This window comes from Aestuariivirga sp. (genome assembly GCF_041738905.1).
Classification (GTDB): domain Bacteria; phylum Pseudomonadota; class Alphaproteobacteria; order Rhizobiales; family Aestuariivirgaceae; genus Aestuariivirga.
Genome location: NZ_JBGSOZ010000118.1, coordinates 1 through 2172 on the forward strand (window position 1 = coordinate 1; position 2172 = coordinate 2172).

Annotated in this window: 3 protein-coding genes; 2 read left to right on the top strand and 1 reads right to left on the bottom strand. The window is 63.4% G+C overall.

Annotated elements, in window-relative coordinates; all coding sequences use genetic code 11:
• Together ACEW8Q_RS10890 and ACEW8Q_RS10895 are read left to right on the top strand one after the other, a co-directional pair.
• Positions 1-1024 (top strand): DNA cytosine methyltransferase (locus ACEW8Q_RS10890; protein ID WP_373504084.1); only part of this gene is annotated, 1024 nt, incomplete at its 5' end.
• Between the two features lie 9 nt (positions 1025-1033).
• A complete protein-coding gene (locus tag ACEW8Q_RS10895) occupies positions 1034-1249 on the top strand; it encodes a hypothetical protein (RefSeq protein WP_373504085.1) in 216 nt (71 codons plus the stop codon).
• A 659-nt stretch (positions 1250-1908) separates the two neighbouring features.
• Here the strand turns inward: ACEW8Q_RS10895 and ACEW8Q_RS10900 are convergent.
• Positions 1909-2172 (bottom strand): DUF3489 domain-containing protein (locus ACEW8Q_RS10900; RefSeq protein ID WP_373504086.1); only part of this gene is annotated, 264 nt, incomplete at its 5' end.

Below are 2172 nucleotides of genomic sequence, written 5' to 3' on the forward strand. Positions count from 1 at the left end.
CTACGCCGCAGCCACTCTCGTGGCGCGGATGGAAGACGCGTCCCTGGATCAGGCTGTTGTCTGGGACGATGTTGGAACCTTCGACGGCCGCCCGTGGCGCGGCGCGGTGGACATCGTCACTGCGGGCTATCCGTGCCAGCCGTTCTCCGTCGCGGGCAAGCGTCGGGGTGCGGACGACCCGCGCCACCTCTGGCCGCATGTCGCTCGCATCATCGCCGAAGTTGAGCCGCCCTTCGTCTTTCTCGAGAATGTCGCCCATCATCTCCGCCTCGGCTTCCCCGAAGTCGCCGACGGACTGGTCTGCATGGGCTACAAGCTTGCGGCAGGCCTCTTCACGGCGGCGGAAGTTGGCGCGCCCCATAAGCGGGAACGGCTGTTCATCCTCGCCATCCGCGAGGGGGACGCGCTGGCCGACCCCGCGCGCCTGCTCTGGCACCCGGTCGAGTGGCGGGAACCGGACGGAACTGCTGCGGCTTTGGCCGACGCCAAGGGCCAGCGCCAACGAGAACCGGCAGACGAAGCCGACGCCCTCGCAGGAGGCGGGCCAGCACGGGATGAACCTCGCGACGACGGCCGCGCTCTGGCCGACCCCGCAGACCGACAGCTTCCGCAGCCGGGGCGGAGACCGGAAACACGAGAAGGGACTGGACGGTATGGCGCGGGACTGGCCGACGCCGATGGCGAACGATGGCTGCAAGCCGAGCGCGGGCAACCGGCGGACAGCCGATCTGACCCACGCGGCGGGGATGTGGATGACGCCGACAGCGCGGGACCACAAGGACGGGGCGACGACATTGGCGAACACGCCGGTGAATGGCCTGCTTGGCCGCCAGGTCCTGGCGATGCCGATGGCTGGGAACGATACCTCCGATGCGCGCCGGACCTTGAACCCGCTGTTCGTCGAGGCGCTGATGGGCTGGCCCACCGGGTGGACCGGCTTCTCCTCTGTGGCAATGGCGTGGTCCCCTTGGTTGCGGCGCATGCGCTGCGAACTTTGGCGGCTGAATTGCTGGCCGATGGATGAGGCAGCGGCATGAAGCAGTCACGCCTTATGTCGCTGGCCGAAGCCGTCGCCAACGTGATCGTCGGTTACACCGTCGCCGTCGTCACACAGATTCTGATCTTCCCCATTTTTGGGCTCCACGCGACGCTGGCGCAGAACCTGAAGTTGGGGCTTGTGTTCACCGTCGTATCGATTGGCCGCAGCTACGCCTTGCGGCGGTTGTTCGAGCGGTTGAGGCGAGTGTGAGCATTTTGCGAAAATGCTCAGGCCACATCAGGGCAAAACACTCCGCACAATTCTTTTCGAACGAGTCTAATGGAGACTTGGCCTAACCGTGAATCGCCTCGGTGGCGGCAGCAGCCTGCCTCAAGAACTTAGTAATGTCGGCATAGCTGATCCGAAGGTGACCGGCTTTATCCGACTCAAACTCGACACCAGAAGCCTTTGTTCCCTCGCTCGTGTCAATGTACTTGGAGTGAATAACTCGGTGCACAAATGTGAGTCCGGACTGCGGTCCGAGCCCACTCGTCTCATGCAGGCCAGGCATTGAATCACCGAGGTCAAAGCCGACCTCTCGGTAAAGGCTTGAATAGTGTTCCCACAGTTTCCGAATTATCACGGCCGCATAGATGATAGATATCTCAAGGTGGATCGGGGTCTCTGGTGACCAAGCGTGGTTCATGGTGCCATCATCGATCCGATCAGCATGTATCCTCAATTGAACAGCATACGGCATAGCCTCAATGTGCATAGAGCCCTCCAATCTGATCGGCGCACGGTGCACGTTGAAGGGAGCACTGACCAGCCCTCTCGCTGCTCTGACTTAGGAAATCGAAGGCAGTACCGTGTAAGAAAGCCGCCGCCCGATCCGGGCGGCGGCAATGGGGTCTTCGGATGAAAATCGATCAGGCAGCGGGCAGTCGATAGATCCTTCCGCGCCCCTCGACCTTCTCCGAGGTCACTTCGAGCCCGAGTTTCTTCTTCAGCGCCCCTGCCATCGCGCCGCGCACTGTATGCGACTGCCAGCCCGTGGCGGCGGTGATCTCCTCGATGGTCGCGCCGTCCGGCGCGCGCAGCATGGCGATCAGGGTGGCCTGCTTCGTTCCCTCGCGGGGTGTGCGCGTCTTGGGCGCGGCTTCGGGTCCGGTGGGAGCGTCCGGCACGACCCC